The 16,978-nt window shown below is 52.2% G+C and carries 14 protein-coding genes; 8 read left to right on the plus strand and 6 right to left on the minus strand.

Going from position 1 to position 16,978, the window contains the following annotated elements:
• Positions 1 to 17: 17 nt before the first annotated feature.
• On the plus strand, positions 18 to 1,055 hold the full coding sequence (oppF, locus tag L975_RS02360; RefSeq protein ID WP_052181218.1) for a murein tripeptide/oligopeptide ABC transporter ATP binding protein OppF: 1,038 nt from the start codon (positions 18 to 20) through the stop codon (positions 1,053 to 1,055).
• A 197-nt stretch (positions 1,056 to 1,252) separates the two neighbouring features.
• Here oppF and L975_RS02365 read toward each other — a convergent pair whose 3' ends face one another.
• Together L975_RS02365 and L975_RS02370 are read right to left on the minus strand one after the other, a co-directional pair.
• Positions 1,253 to 2,944 (minus strand): SulP family inorganic anion transporter, encoded by a 1,692-nt coding sequence (locus L975_RS02365; RefSeq protein ID WP_047706984.1) that lies wholly within the window; start codon positions 2,942 to 2,944, stop codon positions 1,253 to 1,255.
• Positions 2,945 to 3,231: 287 nt separating this feature from the next.
• A complete protein-coding gene (locus L975_RS02370; protein ID WP_010861992.1) occupies positions 3,232 to 4,572 on the minus strand; it encodes an anti-phage deoxyguanosine triphosphatase in 1,341 nt (446 codons plus the stop codon).
• A gap of 262 nt (positions 4,573 to 4,834) precedes the next feature.
• Between L975_RS02370 and rsuA the strand changes: the two genes are divergently transcribed.
• The 3 genes from rsuA to L975_RS02385 all read left to right on the plus strand — a co-directional run bounded on the left by rsuA (position 4,835) and on the right by L975_RS02385 (position 8,519).
• The gene (rsuA, locus tag L975_RS02375) at positions 4,835 to 5,536 is read left to right on the plus strand and encodes a 16S rRNA pseudouridine(516) synthase RsuA (RefSeq protein ID WP_010861991.1); all 702 of its coding nucleotides are present in this window, start codon (positions 4,835 to 4,837) and stop codon (positions 5,534 to 5,536) included.
• Positions 5,537 to 5,577: 41 nt separating this feature from the next.
• Positions 5,578 to 6,786, plus strand: a complete 1,209-nt coding sequence (locus tag L975_RS02380; protein WP_039046157.1) for a Bcr/CflA family multidrug efflux MFS transporter — start codon at positions 5,578 to 5,580, stop codon at positions 6,784 to 6,786.
• A gap of 320 nt (positions 6,787 to 7,106) precedes the next feature.
• Positions 7,107 to 8,519: an MATE family efflux transporter gene (locus tag L975_RS02385; RefSeq protein ID WP_010861989.1), complete on the plus strand. Its 1,413-nt coding sequence runs from the start codon at positions 7,107 to 7,109 to the stop codon at positions 8,517 to 8,519.
• Between the two features lie 201 nt (positions 8,520 to 8,720).
• Here the strand turns inward: L975_RS02385 and L975_RS02390 are convergent, their stop codons facing one another.
• Both L975_RS02390 and L975_RS02395 read right to left on the minus strand, forming a co-directional pair.
• The gene (locus L975_RS02390; RefSeq protein ID WP_047706986.1) at positions 8,721 to 10,346 is read right to left on the minus strand and encodes a methyl-accepting chemotaxis protein; all 1,626 of its coding nucleotides are present in this window, start codon (positions 10,344 to 10,346) and stop codon (positions 8,721 to 8,723) included.
• A 541-nt stretch (positions 10,347 to 10,887) separates the two neighbouring features.
• Positions 10,888 to 11,331 carry an NUDIX hydrolase gene (locus tag L975_RS02395; protein WP_047706987.1) on the minus strand — a complete coding sequence of 148 codons (444 nt, stop codon included), beginning with the start codon at positions 11,329 to 11,331 and terminating at the stop codon, positions 10,888 to 10,890.
• A 191-nt stretch (positions 11,332 to 11,522) separates the two neighbouring features.
• Between L975_RS02395 and L975_RS02400 the strand changes: the two genes are divergently transcribed.
• Positions 11,523 to 12,350 (plus strand): DUF5718 family protein, encoded by an 828-nt coding sequence (locus L975_RS02400; protein WP_047706989.1) that lies wholly within the window; start codon positions 11,523 to 11,525, stop codon positions 12,348 to 12,350.
• A 159-nt stretch (positions 12,351 to 12,509) separates the two neighbouring features.
• On the opposite strand, the gene nfo is transcribed toward L975_RS02400, so the two are convergent.
• Positions 12,510 to 13,361 (minus strand): deoxyribonuclease IV, encoded by an 852-nt coding sequence (nfo, locus tag L975_RS02405; protein ID WP_047706991.1) that lies wholly within the window; start codon positions 13,359 to 13,361, stop codon positions 12,510 to 12,512.
• Positions 13,362 to 13,867: 506 nt separating this feature from the next.
• On the opposite strand from nfo, the gene L975_RS02410 reads away from it, so the two are divergent.
• The gene (locus L975_RS02410; RefSeq protein WP_156121066.1) at positions 13,868 to 14,401 is read left to right on the plus strand and encodes a surface-adhesin E family protein; all 534 of its coding nucleotides are present in this window, start codon (positions 13,868 to 13,870) and stop codon (positions 14,399 to 14,401) included.
• Between the two features lie 124 nt (positions 14,402 to 14,525).
• Here L975_RS02410 and L975_RS02415 read toward each other — a convergent pair whose 3' ends face one another.
• Positions 14,526 to 15,188: an HAD family phosphatase gene (locus L975_RS02415; protein WP_039046163.1), complete on the minus strand. Its 663-nt coding sequence runs from the start codon at positions 15,186 to 15,188 to the stop codon at positions 14,526 to 14,528.
• Positions 15,189 to 15,555: 367 nt separating this feature from the next.
• On the opposite strand from L975_RS02415, the gene L975_RS02420 reads away from it, so the two are divergent.
• Positions 15,556 to 16,233 carry a triacylglycerol lipase gene (locus L975_RS02420; protein WP_039046164.1) on the plus strand — a complete coding sequence of 226 codons (678 nt, stop codon included), beginning with the start codon at positions 15,556 to 15,558 and terminating at the stop codon, positions 16,231 to 16,233.
• Between the two features lie 36 nt (positions 16,234 to 16,269).
• Positions 16,270 to 16,857 carry a molecular chaperone gene (locus L975_RS02425; RefSeq protein WP_047706995.1) on the plus strand — a complete coding sequence of 196 codons (588 nt, stop codon included), beginning with the start codon at positions 16,270 to 16,272 and terminating at the stop codon, positions 16,855 to 16,857.
• The last annotated feature ends 121 nt before the right edge of the window (positions 16,858 to 16,978 follow it).

The raw sequence follows: 16,978 nt of genomic DNA on the forward strand, positions 1-16,978 counted from the left end.
CTGCCGGTTCTGATGTGATGGATACTGGCGTAGCCGCCAAAGCCGATCGACACACCGATAAACTGGCGGACAAGAAAGTGTTGCTGGAAGTGTCAGATCTGAAAGTGCACTTTGATATTAAAGATGAGAAAGCGTGGTTCTGGGAGCCAGCGAAAAAACTCAAAGCGGTAGATGGCGTGACCTTGCGTTTGTACGAAGGGGAAACGCTGGGCGTGGTGGGGGAGTCTGGTTGCGGTAAGTCGACCTTTGCCCGTGCCATTATCGGGTTGGTGAAAGCCACTGCCGGTAATGTGGTGTGGTTAGGGCAGGAGTTGACGAGCCTGAGCGATGCGCAGATGCGTGATAAGCGCAAAGAGATCCAGATGATTTTCCAAGATCCGCTGGCCTCGCTGAACCCGCGCATGACCATCGGCGATATTATCGCTGAGCCGCTGATCACCTTTTATCCGCAGCTGAGTCGGCAGGAAGTGCGCGACAAAGTCAAAGCGATGATGATGAAAGTGGGTCTGCTGCCGAACTTGGTGAACCGCTATCCGCATGAGTTTTCCGGCGGTCAGTGTCAGCGGATCGGGATCGCGCGGGCGTTGATCCTTGAGCCAAAACTGATCATCTGCGATGAGCCGGTGTCGGTGCTGGATGTGTCGATTCAGGCGCAAGTAGTGAACTTGCTCAAATCATTACAGCGTGAGATGGGGCTGTCGCTGATTTTTATCGCGCACGATTTGTCGGTGGTGAAACATATCTCCGATCGGGTGTTGGTGATGTATCTGGGCAATGCCGTGGAGCTTGGCACCTATGATGAGGTGTATCACAACCCACTGCATCCTTATACGCGCGCCCTGATGTCGGCGGTGCCGATCCCTGATCCAGACAAAGAGCGCAACAAGCAGATCCAGCTGCTGGAAGGGGATTTGCCATCGCCAATCAACCCGCCGTCTGGCTGCGTGTTCCGTACTCGCTGTCCATTGGCTGGCCCTGAGTGTGCACAGACCAAGCCACTGTTGGAAGGCAGTTTCCGCCACGCGGTATCTTGTTTGCGTGCCGATCCGCTGTGATGTAAAGCGCAGGCATAAGCGAAAACCCACCAGCTAAAACAGAAAATGAAAAAGCCATCCCTTTGTGGATGGCTTTTGCTTAGGTAAGTTCACAGGTTGAAACCATGTAAAACCGTCTTGCTAAGGCTGAGATACTGCGCGTCGTTTTAGCGTTTGAGTTTCAGCTTTTGTTTCATCCCTAAGGAATTGGCTGCGGTTTAGATTTCACGATTGAGCGTGGTGGCCGCGCTGGGTGCGCGCGCATCAATGGCGTTTTGCACGCTGTAAAACACGTTATCTTCCGGCAGTACGGTCATTACACCGGTTTGCCACAGTGCTTCGCGGGCGCGCATGGCTTCCAAACGAGCGATACACACCGTGATGTGCTGACGGTGTAGCTCACTAATCAGGGTTTTCAGTTTATCGGCGGCGGTGAGATCAATATCTAAAATCCCACTGCATTCGATCACCAGCAGCCGCAGCCCTTTTTTCTGCGCGATGCGCTGCCACAGCTGGTTGCTGAAAAAGTCAGCGTTGGTGAAGTTGAGCGGCGCGGCAAAATGGTAGACCAGCACGTTAGGCAGGGTTTCCATCTCGTGTTTATTGTCTTGATGCCACCAGATAGAAGTCCCTTTGATGCGCATAAACTCGGCATTGTTGGGGCGAGCGGTGACAAACACCCCGTGCAGCAGCGACAAGATTACGCCCAGCATCACGCCCACTTCAATGCGCAGCAGCAAAATCATCACCAAGGTGGCGATGCATAGATAAAACTCTTCGCGACTTTGCTGGAAAATACGCCGAATTTCGCTGATTTTCAGGATACTTTGCCCGACATACATCAACACCCCTGCCAACGCCGCATGTGGGATCAGCGGCAAAATCGTGCGTGCGTTAAGCACGATCAGCGCCAGCAATCCGGCTGCTACCAGCGCCGCTAACTGAGAACGGCCACCGGAGTTTTGGGTGATCACAGAGCGCGCCGGACTGGCGTTGGTGGTAAAGGTCCCTGCGATACCGGACAAAATACAGCCCAGCCCGATGCCGGCAAAATCTTGGCTCACAGGCGCTTCTTTATCTTGCGTGGTGCGTGCCACGGCGGCGGTTTGCATGATGCACACTAAAGCCACCAGCAGCGCCAGTGGGAACAGGTGCATGACGGACTGCCACGGTAGACTCCAGAAGGCAAAATCGGGCCGCTGGGTATCGACGGCGCTCAGTACTGTCACGCCATATTTGGGCAGATCGAACACCGCATTGAGCAACATGATCAGCAGCAGACCAAACAGTGCCGCCGGTAGCCGTGGGTTGCGTCGGCCAACCATGGCGGTTAGCAGATAGAGACTGAAGCCAATCAGGGTGGAAATGAGGTTGGCGTGCGGTAGCTGCCACAGCACCATTGCGAGTTGGCGCAGCAGGTGCCCGTGCGGGGTTGGGATCTCAAAAATCTGCGGTAACTGACCAACGATAATGTGTACCGAAATTCCGGCCAGAAAACCGATGGTGACCGGATATGAGAGCAAATCGGCCAGCCAGCCAAGGCGAAAGATGTAGGTGGTGATCAATATCAGCCCGACCAAAATCGACAGCAACCCCGCTAGATGCGCATATTCCGGCGTGCCGGCTACGGCCATCAGTGACAGGCCAGAGGCAAAAATCGGCGCGATAGTAGAGTCAGCGCCGCCAGACAGATAGCGGTTCGCGCCTAAAATGGCAAAGCCGATGGCGGCGGCAATAAACGCGTAGATGCCGGTGAGCGGCGGCATGCCGGCCAGATGGGCGGTAGCCATTTGGGCTGGCAAGGCAATGGCCGCGACTGATACCCCAGCGACAACATCCCCCCACAGCCAGCTGAATTTCCAGTGGCGAAACGATTGTAAAAATAAACGAGGGGCGATGGCTGGTGGCATGGCAGGTTTATGGCTCCAAATGGAAAACGGTATATTTCACAGCGGTATATTTCACAATAGTCTGGTTAAGACTATCCGGTCAGGACTCGCGAAACAGTGCTATCACGGTTGGTTAAAGCGTTCGGCGAGTGACTGTGATTAACTATAGATTGTGCGTCGAATTGCTCATTATAGAGCGACCGGCGCGACTGACCAGTTAAGTCGCACCGGTATTTTCTATGGTTATGTAACTGAATTTAAATTAATTACTGCGCGGTCTTCTGTATTGAGTTTTGCGTTCAGTGAATTCAGTTATGTGGATCAAAACTGAGCGTACTGGCCGGTGTAAAGAGTTGAATGTAGGTGCGCTGGGCAAAGCCATCGGTCATACCGGAGATATAATCGGTGATCACCCGCAGCCCAGAGTGACCTTCGGCGCGACTTTGTTGCCAGCGTTGACGCGTTCCTGGTGGTAATAAACGCTCGGGATCGGCGCTAAAGGCATCAAACAATTCCATAATCAGCTGCTGGCCGCGGTATTCCAGCATCTGTACTTCTGTTTTACGCACCACAAAGTCGTTCACAAAGCGCACCAGAATCGAAATTACCTGCTGCAGTGGTGCCGGTAGCTGGGCATTCCATGCCAGCAATGGTTCGCTAAATAGGGGCTCATGCTGCAAGGTAATGCCGGTGATCAGGGCGTTAACCAGCGCGCCAATCGCATCTTTGCGTTTATGGTGCTCGCCACAGAACAATTTTTCGGTGATTGATGGCATATTTTCTTGGAACCAGGCATCGTCAACGGTGCTGAGGGCTTGATGCGCCGATTCCCACTGAGCGCGAGTGACAATCCCCATCACAATGGCATCTTCCAGATCGTGAATGCCGTAGGCGATATCATCGGCCAGCTCCATCACGGAGCAATCCAGAGACTTAAAGCGCGTTTTGAGCGGCTCACTGGCGTTGCTGCGCGGCTCACGCATGGTGGCCAGATGGCGGCGATCATCTGCGGTTAGCGGCTCCAACACCCAATGAAACAGTCGCTGATCTTGATCGTACACGCCTTTAGCCGGTTTCCATTGGCTGGCTTTCAGATGACGAAAATCACTGACGGCAGGCGGTTGCAGTGTGGCGCGGGTTTGACTTAACAGCGCCGGGTATTTCAGCAAGCCCAGCAGCGTGCGGCGCGCCAGATTCATGCCATGCGATTCGGTATACGGCTCTAAGCGGGTGACAATCCGAAAAGTTTGCGCGTTGCCTTCAAAGCCGCCGTGATCGCGCATCATGTAATTGAGCGCCACTTCACCGCCATGCCCGAACGGCGGATGGCCAATATCGTGCGCCAGACACAGGCACTCCATTAAGCTGTCAGGGGCGAGCAGGGCTTTTTGCTGCGGATATTTGCGCTTGAGCTGTGCAACGATCCCAGTACCAATTTGCGCCACCTCTAACGAATGCGTCAGCCGCGTGCGGTAGAAGTCATTCATCCCAGCGCCGAGCACCTGCGTTTTGGCTTGCAGGCGACGAAACGCGGCCGAGTGCAAGATCCGCGCACGGTCACGTTGGTAGGGGGAGCGATGGTCGTCGCGGCGGACTTTGTTCTCTTCGCCGTAACGGGCTTGCCATAAGGCGGTGGTGTCCGAAGTCATCTCGCAGCCTGTTCTTAGTGGAATACGCTTTCCTATCTGAATCAATTCATTGCTGTCTGTCAACTTTATCGCCGATGTTCGTCTTCGTGATGGGTTTGGTATGCGGAGATGGGGCGCCGCAGCCGATTGTATTGAGGCCAACACTGCAACCGGATGAGTACGTTGCTAAAAGCCGTGATAAGGCGCAACTAACGCTGGGGGATTAGCGAGTGTGCGCTTATAATAACGCTCCTCATTCGACAGGCAATTTCAGAGATATCACATGCGACTGGATAAATTTCTTACCGAACAAACGGATATGACCCGTTCAATTGCAGGGCGCGAAATTCGGCGCGGAACGGTAACAGTAAACGGTGAGGTGGTGAAAAACAGCGCACTGAAATTGCAGCCGGACGATGCGGTGGAGTATAACGGTCATCCTTTGCAACAGCAGACCGGCCCGCGTTATTTCATGCTGCACAAGCCGCAAGGCTATGTCTGCTCCACTGAAGATCCGGATCATCCAACCGTGCTGTTTTTGGTCGACGAGCCGGCAGTACACAAGCTGCATCCTGCCGGTCGTCTAGACATTGATACCACCGGTCTGGTGCTGTTGACCGACGATGGTCAGTGGTCGCACCGCATTACATCACCGCGCCATCACTGCGCAAAAACCTATTTGGTGACGCTGGCCGATCCGGTCGCGCCAGAAGTTATCGAGCAGTTTGCTGCCGGTGTACAACTGCGCAATGAGCCAGAGCTGACGCGCCCAGCGGTGCTGGAGTTGCTCGATGAGCATCATGCACGCCTGACCATCACCGAAGGTAAATACCATCAAGTGAAGCGGATGTTTGCCGCTACCGGTAATAAAGTGGTGGAGCTGCACCGCGAACGTATTGGCGGAATTGTACTGGATGCCGATCTGGAAGAAGGCGAGTACCGTCCGCTGACCGCACAAGAGATTGCCTCTGTCGGTCTGGAATAATCAGGTTTTGGATAACCTTACGCTAAAAAGAGTGAGATAACGTGACGACGCACCCCCAACACGCCCACCATCCCTTGTTGATTTTTATCTTGGGTATGCTGGCGATGCTGACGCCGCTGGCCATCGACATGTACCTGCCCAGCTTGCCGACCATCGCGGCCGATTTGAATGTACCGGCAGGCTCGGTGCAGATGACCTTAACCGCCTATACCTTGGGTTTTGCGGTTGGCCAGCTGTTCCACGGTCCGGCAGCTGACAGCTTCGGACGTAAACCGGTCATTATTCTGGGCACGCTGCTGTTTGCGCTGGCCTCGCTGATGTGTACCCAGCTGACCAGCATTGACTGGTTTATTGCTACTCGTTTGGTGCAAGGTTTTGCTGGCGCGGCCTCCGGTGTGGTGATCAATGCGCTGCTGCGAGATTTGTTCCACAAGGATGACTTCTCGCGCATGATGTCGATGGTGGTGCTGATCATGACAGTCGCTCCGCTGCTGGCACCAATGCTGGGTGGCTATTTGCTGGTGTGGTTTGATTGGCATGCCATCTTCTGGGTACTGACCATTGCGGCGGTGATTTGCTCGCTGTTGGTGTGGAGTTTTATCCCTGAAACCCTGACGGAAGATAAAAAGCAGCCGTTTAAGCTGCGCAGTACGCTGGGGAATTTCAGCGCCTTGTTGCGTCAACGTCAGGTACTGGGCTACATGCTGAGCGGGGCGTTCTCTTTCGCCGGTATGTTTACTTTCCTGACCGCCGGCTCGTTTGTTTATATCGATTTGCACGGCGTTGACCCGCAGCATTTCGGCTATTACTTCGGTCTGAACATCCTGTGTTTGATTGTGATCACCAGCATCAATGGTCGCTTTGTTAAGCGCAAAGGGGCGAACTTTATGATGAAGGTCGGCCTGTGGATCCAATTGGTGATGGGGGTGTGGCTGGTGGCCGGTGGCTTACTGGGCTTAGGCTTCTGGGCGTTGGTGAGCGGGGTCGCGGTGTTTGTCGGGGCGATTTCGATTGTCGGCTCAAACGCGATGGCGTCGATTTTGGAAGAGTTTCCGCACATGGCGGGAACGGCGTCGTCGGTCACCGGCACATTGCGCTTTGGTACTGGCGCTATCATCGGTTCGGCAGTAGCCGCCATGCCATCGGGCACGATTTGGCCGATGGTTGGCACTATGGCGGCTTGTGCGCTGGTGTCTATTGCTTGTTACTACGGCATGGCCGTGCGCGGCACAGTGCATGCTAGTCGCTGATTTTTTCGTCATCAATTAGCGGTAATCCTTAACGGCAGGCAAGTGAAGCCTGCCGTTTTTGTTTTTCGATTTTGCGCTTCGATTTTCCTTCTTATTTTTCCTTTTTTGCCTCGATATGTGGCAGTAAATTGACGTCAAAAACCTTTCTGAAACTACGACATTTTTTGAATCCAAATTTGGCAGCCCCGTCACGCAGAAGTCTGTAATCTCTTTTTACAACTCCCGTAAAATAGAGCTGGTTTCCATTTATGTATCCTGCAGTTCTGTGCCGGTCATGCTTTAGATAGCGGTTGGTTTCAGGTCTTATTCCCGGAGTTGTTATGTCTCATTCCCGCGCCGATTCTCTCGATAGAGGTGTGCATATTGCCGTCTCTAATGCGGCTTTTTTCCGTCAGTTACTGACGGTGGCATTGCCTGTGGCGTTGCAGGTGGTGTTGTTCTCCTCACGAAGCTTGGTCGACATTGTGATGTTGGGGCAATTGGGTGAGGCGGATGTGGCCGCAATTGGTGTCGCGGGGCGGGCGATTTTCGTTACGACCTTGCTGGTACTCGGCGTGTGTACTGGCGGCAGCATGTTGCTGGCGCAATATTGGGGCGCGGGCGATCGGGAAGGGATGAAGCGCACGGTGGCGCTTACACTGATGATCACCAGCGTAGTTGGCCTTGCCGGAGCGTCGGTGTTCTTGTTTATCCCAGAGCGCGTGATGGGATTGGCATCTAACTCGGCAGAAGTGATTGCGCTCGGAGCGTCATTTATGGAGATCACCGCCGGCAATATGCTGCTGACGGCGATCGGTGCCAGTTTTGCCGCCGGATTGCGTTCGATGCATCAGGCGGCCACCAGTACGGTCTTCAGTGCTATCGGTATCAGTCTGAACATCTTTTTTAACTATGTGCTGATTTTTGGTCGTTTCGGTTTTCCAGCCATGGGCATTGTGGGCGCGGCGTGGGGAACCTTACTCAGCGCCCTGATTGAAGTTATCGCTCTGACGGCGTGGCTGTATTGGCGCAAGCACTTGTTGGCCTTTAGCTGGCAGGATATGCGGGAAAGTTTAAACCGCAGCGAAGTGGTGCGGCTGTTGAAACTGGCAATTCCGCTGATTGCCAATATGGTGATGTGGGCGGGCGGCGTGTTCTTGTATAACGCCATTTTCGGCCATATCAGCACACAAGCCTTGGCGGCGCTGACAGTGATGGCTCCGCTGGAGTCGTTGTGTCTGGCAATGTTAAACGGTATTGCTACCGGTGCGGCGGTGGTGATTGGTAATCAGCTCGGGGCGAGCCGTTTTGATTTAGCTTATCGGCAGGCGTGGCTTGCGACTGCGTTTTGTGTCGCCAGTGCCGTGGTGGTGGCGGTGGTCATGCTGTTGATTAAACAGCCGGTCTTGGCCCTATTCAGTGGGCTGCGCGGGCCGACGCTGGATCTGGCGTCGAGCTTTTACATCATGCTGTCAGTGGCGGTGCTGCTTAAAAGTGTGCCAATGCTAATGATTATTGGCGTTTTGCGAGCGGGCGGCGATATCAAATTCTGTTTCTATCAGGATGTGATTGCGCAGTGGTTTATTGGTATCCCGCTGGTGGCATTTTTGGCTTTCTATACCGATGTAGGGTTGCAGTGGGTGTATCTGGCGATCTTCACCGAAGAAGTGGTCAAGATTATCGGCTGCTTCTTCCGTGTGCGTAGCCGCGCATGGATGAAAAACATGGTGCAAACGGCGGCAGTGGCTAGTTAACGCCGAGCAATCACGCTCGGTGACTCATAGCTCAAGTGCGGTAGCGGATCATGAGGATTCGCACAATACAGTAGGTCAAATAGGCGACTCAGTTGCCTACGAACGCGGCCAGCTCGCTAGATATTGTGTTCAATAAATAGCGAGCTTAATTAGCGTTCTTTATGCGTAAATCGGCGTAATTCAGTACAGATCGAGGGAGAATTACGCTAAGCGGAAGTGCGCCACGCTTTGTTGCAGGCGTGCGGCCAATTGGCCTAACTCATGGCAAGCCTCGGTGGTGTGATAAGCATCTTGCGCCACCGCGTTGGACGATTCATTGATTCGCTCAATATTGCGATCCAACTCTTCCGATACCGCATCTTGTTCGCTACAGGCGCTGGCAATCTGCAAGGCCATATCGGCGATCTGCGATACTGCTTCTTCGATCTGCTGGATCCCTTCGCTGGTATTACGGCTTTGCGCTACGCAGTGACGGATCATCTCGCATGTCTGACCGGTGACATCTTTCGCCTGATTGGCTTTCGCCTGCAGGGTTTCGATGATCGCGATGATTTCGCCGGTAGAAGCTTGAGTGCGGCCCGCCAAGGTACGGACTTCATCGGCTACAACCGCAAATCCACGGCCTTGCTCACCGGCTCGCGCGGCTTCAATTGCCGCATTCAGTGCCAGTAAGTTGGTTTGATCGGCGATGCTACGAATCACATCCACCACCATATTGATCTGCGCCGATTCACGCTCCAGTTCGGTAACCAGTGAGCCGGCATGTTCGATTTCCTGCGCGACTTGCGTGATTTCATTGAGCGATTGGCGCACATCCCGATTGCCCTGACGAGCCAGATCATTGGCGGCAGCCGCAGACTGAGAGGCGGTTTCGGTGTTATCGGCCACGTTAGCCACGGTAGCTTTCATCTCGGTCATCGCGGTGGCCACCAAAGAAATCTCGCGCTGCTGGTTCTGAATGCCGTTGGTGGTGTGTTCGGAGACGGTGTCGACAGATTCGATCGCCACGCCAAGCTGAGTGGCGGCGGTGACTACTTCTTCAATGATGACACGCAAGTTATCTTGCATCTTCAGTGACGCTTTGGCCAATAGACCCAGCTCATCGTTACTTATGTAGCGGTTATCAAAGCGATGAGTCAGATTACCGGAGGCAATGGCGTTGGCTTGTTCCACCACCGCTTGCAGTGGTGGGCAAATTTGGCGTGTTAAGAACACGGTCATGCCCGCCATAAACAGCATCAGCAGGCCAATACTGCCGATATTGGCTTTGATGATCAGTGCGATTTTATCCAGCAAATCAGAGCGACTATCGCGAACAAACGCCAGGTTGATTTGCACCAATTTGGCGATGGAATCCTCCATGTTATCGGACAGCTCGCGTGATTGGATCAGCAGTTGCTGAGCTTGAGCGGTTTGTCCTTGCAGTACCAATTGTTCAAAGGTGTGCGATACGCGAATGTATTGCTGCCAGTCTTTACGAAAACGTTCGTAATGCGGACGCTCTTGAGCTACCACCGTACTGCCATAACTTTGCAAATCCAAATTGGTTTGCTCGATCTCCTGCATGATGGTGTTGCGGCGCTTTTGCACTTGAGTGCCATCTTCCAGCAAGATGGCAAATTGATCACTGCGAATCGAAGTGATGTGGTTGCGCAAGGTTTCCACTGAAATAATGCTAGGGAGCACCGAGTCAGTAAAATCCAAAGAGCGATTTTGGACACCATGCAGGGCATGGCTTAAAAATAGCCCTAACATCATGCAGACGGCGGCGACAAATGAGAACACCAGAGCGATTTTTTTTCCTATCGAGATATTTTTATAAAACATAAATTACGGCGTGATCCTTAACGGCTGATTACCGGCATGCATAGCAAAGATCCTTGAAACATGGCCTCTCCACTCGGATAAGCGCATGTACATGCCTGGCAGACTACGAACAACAAAAACATAAAATAAAACCAACATAGTCACAGGCATTACGTGGGTAATGTGTATGTTTTATATGTATTTGAGTCATATTTGACTCAAATTATTATTTATCGCTATGACTGTTAAATTTAAAAATTAACATGCTGATTTTATTAAAATAATGTATTGGATTATAAATAATAAAGACACAATGACACCATTATGAACGGCCTTATCGGCATCCAATTGCATAGCTTTAGCGTTATTTTTGCGCAATCGATATCGAAAAGACGTTTTAGATGGAATTGACGCTGTTTCGGTACAGCGCCAATGATGGCTGGGAGCAGAAGACTATCGAGAACAGCGCTTCGCTTGCCTTATGAGTTCAAAGAAAATCCAATAGGGTGGAAGCTGGAACACGATGTGTCTACGAGGTGACCTAGGAAGGTTCAGGCTGGCATTATTGTGCGGCATTCCGAACGGTGGCCAGATCCGCCGTCATCTGCTTATTCAACCAGCAGTAGATAGATAACCGACTGGCTTCAAAATGCGGCTCAGGCAGTGCGGTGGGCTCAACCCAGCGCCAACCTTCACACTTGTGTGGCTCCAGATTTTGCGGCTCGCCCTCGGTATGGGCCAATAAGCAGACGGAAACGGTGTGTTTTCCTTCTTGCTGGAAGGTCTCTAAATTGTTGGTCAGGGCAATCACTTGCGGGTTGCTGATGACCAAGCCGGTCTCTTCTGCCACTTCACGAATAGCGCATTCGGCAAATGACTCGCCAGCCTCCAGATGTCCACCTGGGATAGACCAGTAAGGGGCATGCTTAGCACTGCGTTTTCCCACCAAAATTTTTCCGTCTGTACGTTGCAAGATAACGCCGACGCCGACATAAGGCCGATTCATGAACTATGTCCAACTCAAAATAAAACAATATTAAAATCATGCGCTTATTTTTTTATGCTGACAAGTTTGACGTGGCACTCGGATATCGGCGGCATTAATCGGTAAACTCTGGTGCTAATTCGCGGCTTTTTCCGCCTTATTTTTATTCAATCTGTTTTATTGACAGCGACTTATCAAAAGAGACATCGGACATGAATTTTGAGCACGTGATTGGTTTGGGTGTGGCCGGTAACTTTGCTGGACATCTTGAGCAGGCAGGTGAGGCCAAAGATTTTGTGGCGGTGAAAGTGGCCGATGCCGTTGCTCCGAAAGCCATTTTCCCATTCTATGTACCATCAGCAGATGCCGGTTTTTTGCAGACCTATCCCCTGTCGAGCGACCATATTGTGCCGCCAGCAGATGCCGATAACCTGCAAATTGAGCCCGAAGTGGCGTTGCTGTGTGATATTCACTATCAAGATGGGTTGGTGGTGGGCCTGACGCCTCGCTATTTCGCCGCCTATAACGACTGCTCAATTCGTCGCCCGAATGCACGTAAAATCAGTGAAAAGAAAAACTGGGGTCCATGCAGCAAGGGGATTTCCTCCACTTTGCTGGAGATTGACCAATTTGCGCCAGGCGGCGTGATGGATGACTACCGGATTGGTTGCTATCTGGTGCGTGGCTCGGAAGTGTACCGCTATGGGGTTGATAGCCCAGTGGTGGACTACAGCTATTTTCACCAGCGTCTGATTGACTGGCTGATTAACCAGATGAACTTCCAAAAAGATGAAGGCCCAGCCGAGAACATTGCGGAGCTGTTGAAAAAAGCCGGGTATCCAACACAGGCACTGATCAGCATTGGCGCGACCCGTTATACCGAGTTTGGGGAAACCCATTTCCTGCGCCCAGGTGATCGCAGCGTGGTGGTGGTCTATAAAGGCTCTGCGTACAGCGCGCACGATATTGAAGAGAAAGTGCGTAACAACCAGCTGTCTGATGCTTTCCTGTCGGCCTTGGTGCAGCAAGTTGATGTGTAAGATTTAACTGTACGAAGCATTAAAAAGGGAGACCACGAGTGTCTCCCTTTTTCTTTGCCTTTTTTCTGGCTTCTATCTATTGGCTATTGGCTATTGGCTATTGGCGCTATTTGCACATTGGCTCGTGGTTTCTCGCCAGTGGCACTTAGCCATTTATGCTTACGCAGCGTTGGCCAGCGATTTTAACCACGCAATCTCTTGCGGCCAGATATCTGGATTTACGGTTTCCAAAATCAAGGGAATGCCGTCAAAACGCGGATCGGCCATGATAAATTCAAAGGCTGGTTTACCTATATTGCCAACGCCGAGGCTGTCATGGCGGTCTACGCGGCTACCTAGCGTGCTCTTGGCATCGTTGATGTGCATGCCGCGCAGATACTGAAAACCAACCACGGCGTCGAATTCGGCGAAGGTCTTAGCGCAGGCGTCCAGAGAGCTTAAATCATAGCCTGCGGCGAAGGTGTGGCAGGTATCGATACAAACCCCGACCCGACTTTTATCTTCGACCTGCGCAATAATTTCTGCCAGATGTTCAAAACGCCAGCCCAGATTAGAACCCTGTCCGGCCGTATTTTCGATCACGGCGGTCACCCCGTGGGTTTGCGCCAGCGCTAAATTGATGGATTCGGCAACTTTGGCCAGACTTTCACTTTCACTGATTTTGTTGAGATGACTTCCCGGATGGAAATTCAGCAAAGTCAGACCCAGCTGCTCACAACGCTGCATTTCATCTAAAAAGGCCGCGCGCGATTTTTCCAAGGCTTCACTTTCCGGATGCCCCAAATTAATCAGGTAACTGTCATGCGGCAGGATCTGCTCAGGGCGAAAGCCCGTTTGCTCGCAGGCCTGTTTGAAGGCGGCAATCATACTGTCAGTCAGTGGCGCGGCGTTCCATTGGCGCTGATTTTTGGTGAAGAGGGCAAAGGCGGTGGCATTGAGCTCTTTGGCGCGCCAAACCGCTTGATCTACGCCGCCAGCGGCACTGACATGGGCACCGATATATTTTGTCATCGCTTAACTCCTTCTGATCTCGGTCGTGGTGCGCTGACTCATCGCATGACATGCATGCAATAGAGAGCGCAGCCATCGCCGGCGATCTTGTTGTTGTCGTGGGCACAATGCCCGTGTTGGCCATTATGCCGCAGGCTGAATCGGTTTACAGCAGAAACGGTGATTCGCGTCACGAATTAATGGCGGTAGACAGAAAAAGTTACCTACGCTTGATCACAGGCACAAGGAGGCGCTCTGCCGGTTGTAGACCTCAGTGTGATGCTCGAAATTTCCGAGCTCGCCTGACGATTACAGCTACTTTCCTTGTTATCCAGCCAGGGCTTTAGCCATACGCTGAATATACAGATTGTTGCGATGTTGATTGCGAGTACGCTGATTACGAGAGCATTGATTACGAGCAGGCTGATTGAGCGAAAACCAATCGAGTACAAGCTGAGCGGATTAGCTTAAGTAATAACTTAGGCAATAACTTAAGCAAACAATAACTTAAGCAGATAGGGGCGCGTATGAACCGATTAGGTAAACTGGCCGAAGTTCGCTTACGTGGCGTTAACACTGTGCCATCCCGTTCATCTCACAAGCAATCCAGTGTTCAATCTAGCTCTCACGTCTCTTGGGTTTCTCAAGTCACATGGGGAATGTGGGTTGGGTTGTCAGTTTTCACTTTACTGACATTGATGGTATCCATTTCGGCACAGGCGGCGGAGGAAACGTGGAAACCGCTGGGCAGCACTGCCGATGGGCAAGTGTATGTTGATACGATGACCGCCACGACGGACGACAAAGGCATTACCCATGCGCAGGTGCGATTAGATTATGTCAGCCCCACAGAGATTGGTACGCTACTGTTAGTCGGGCAGCAAAGCCAAGTCCGCTTGGATTGCGCGCAAAAGCAAAGCGCCACGGATCGTATTTCGGTCACCCAACAAGATGGCAAGCGCTTCATTATGGCTAGCTATGAAGCGGCGCCTTTTGAGCAAATCCCTGCCGGTTCAGCCAATGCACTGTTGATGAGCGAACTGTGCTCGCGATCCATGTAGGTGCTGTAAGCGGCCAAGTGCAGAGAGCTAAAATAACAACCTCGCGTGAATAACTGACGCGGTATGGAATAAAACAACGGCTGCCACGGTCAAACGGGCAGCCGTTAATGTCTCTGCGTTGGCACTAGACCGGTGCGTTCCAGCACAGTACTGTCCAACCTTGGGCTAGTGCTACGCTGTGCAGTTTGCGATCGGGGTTGATGACATACGGTCGATCGGTGGCTGACAGCAGCGGGATGTCATTGCGTGAGTCGCTGTAGCCAAAACTGCGCTCAATCGAGTAAGCCGGATGTTCAGTCAGCCACTGCTGTAAGCGGATAACTTTCCCTTCTCGGTACGTCAGTGTACCGCAGCTCTGGCCAGTGTAGCAGTCATCGCGGGTTTCTAGCTCGATGGCTAAACTGTGCTCGATACCCAATAGACGCGCAATCGGATGCACGATGTGTGCAGGGCTGGCAGAAATCAGCAGTGGAATATCACCGCGCTGGCGATGCCAATCGAGGCGTGCTATCCCTTCTGGGTAAATTCGTGGCGCAATCATGTGCGTGACGAATTGTTCTACCCGCTCTTGGATTTCGCTCACAGACAGGCCGCGTAGTGGCGCTAAGGTGAAATCGAGATAGGCAGACATGTCCAATGCACCTTTACGGTATTGCTGCATCATGGCTTGCTCGGTGGCCAGCATGCTAAAAGGCGCCATGCCGGTATTCACCATATATTCCAGCCACAGGCTGGCACTGTCCCCGGCGAGCAGGGTGTCATCAAGGTCAAAAATTGCCAGAGCCATATCGGGAAATCCTAACAGACAGAGTAAAACTGACCAAAAAACATGATTCAGCGCATAGGCTTACCTTACACGTTGGTGCGCGTTGGCTCTAGTGACATTTTTATTTTTGTGTCCCTCATCAGGCTGACAGGTGCGGGGCAGTATTTCGTCCGTCTTGCACGGCAATAATAAGAGAATCAGTCATAATTGTGTGATGCGAAGCGGATAAGTTAGCTTAAGTGCGTGTGAGCGCCGGTGGGGCATGAAAAGATATTCATGCGGATAAGAAATATACCGAGCTTGATGCCGAGCAATGGCTCGTCGGCTGTAATGACGCTTGAGTTAACGGTCTATTGACTAAAAGTTTTGATAAAAAAGGTTGTGTACGATGCCACAAGAACGTCAAGGTCTGGTGATAGTGATACACGGTCTGTTTATGAATCGGCTGATCATGCAGCCGTTTACCGATCGTCTGCATTATCTGGGTTGGCAGACCGAAACATTTGCCTATAACTCGTTAAATATCGAGCTGGAAGAGATTTATCAGCGTTTGGATAATTTGCTGAGCAATGCGCACGATATGCCGGTGCACTTAGTTGGCCACAGTCTCGGCGGGCTGATCATTCGCTATTATTTGCACCAGCACCGCCCACGTGGCGTGAGCAGTGTGGTGACGTTGGGTACCCCGCATCAGCGGGCCAGCAGTGCCGAGCGCTTGCAGCAATTGGGGATGGGATGGCTGATTGGCAATTCGGGTAGCCACGGGTTATTGGAAAGCGATCTGCCCGATCATTGGGATGTCCCTATTCCTTTAGGCACTATCGCTGGAACCACCGCAGTGGGGATGCGGCCGTTATTATTCTGGCAACTGGATCAAGAGCCAAGCGACGGTTTAGTGTTGGTGCGCGAAGCTTGTTTGCCGGGGGAAACCGATCATATTGATGTCAGTGCGACCCATACCAACATGATTTACACCTGGGATGTGATCCATCAAGTGGATCATTTTATGCAGTATCAACGCTTTGATCATGAGGCGGAAGATGCGCCGGCAGCGGTAAACGAGTAAACTCCGCTTTTTGTTTGATTAGCCGCAGGATCTGCCATGAACACCTTTTCAACCTTATGCCGTTTGTTCGGCACGCTGTTTTATCGTCGTCCGGATGATGCGGTGATGCCGCCAGTACTTAATATGCTGCAGCAAGGTGCCCTTAGCGAATTGTGGCCGCTGGTATTGAGTGATAACAGCGAGTTTGCCCTCAAGCAGTTGCGTCAGCCGCAAGATGTGGCGGCACTGTGCACCGATTATAGCGAACTGTTTGGTGATAACGGTGCCGTATCACTGCTAGCTGAACAGCATGGTATTGATGTTCAAGGCTTTGCGGCTTTCCAACAGCAAGTGGGCATGCCGGGCGCAGGCACGGTAGCTGGTGGTCACTTTGGCCAGATGCTGCTAACGGCCTCATGGGTTGAAGATCAAAGCGCAGAAGATGAAGTGTCGGCGCAAGAGGCGCTGTTCCAGCACTATCTGTTGCCAACGGCGGCGAAAGTGTTGGGGCAAGTTGAGATGCATGCCAAAACCGGTTTCTACCGCGCGCTGGCGGTGCTGACCCGTGAAGCCCTATCAGCCATGGCTGATGAGCTGGTGGAGCAGTTAGAAGCGCAAAATGGCGATGAGAGTGATAACGCCTGATGTGGCCAATTAACCGATTGGTGTAAACACTCTGTGCTTGCTGTGCTTGTTACACAGTTTGCTACATAGTTTGCCACATACGAAAAAGCCCCTGCAGTGCAGGGGCTTTTTTTAACACAGA

The organism is Plesiomonas sp. ZOR0011, assembly GCF_000800945.1.
In the GTDB taxonomy this organism is placed as follows: domain Bacteria; phylum Pseudomonadota; class Gammaproteobacteria; order Enterobacterales; family CAMTGL01; genus Plesiomonas; species Plesiomonas shigelloides.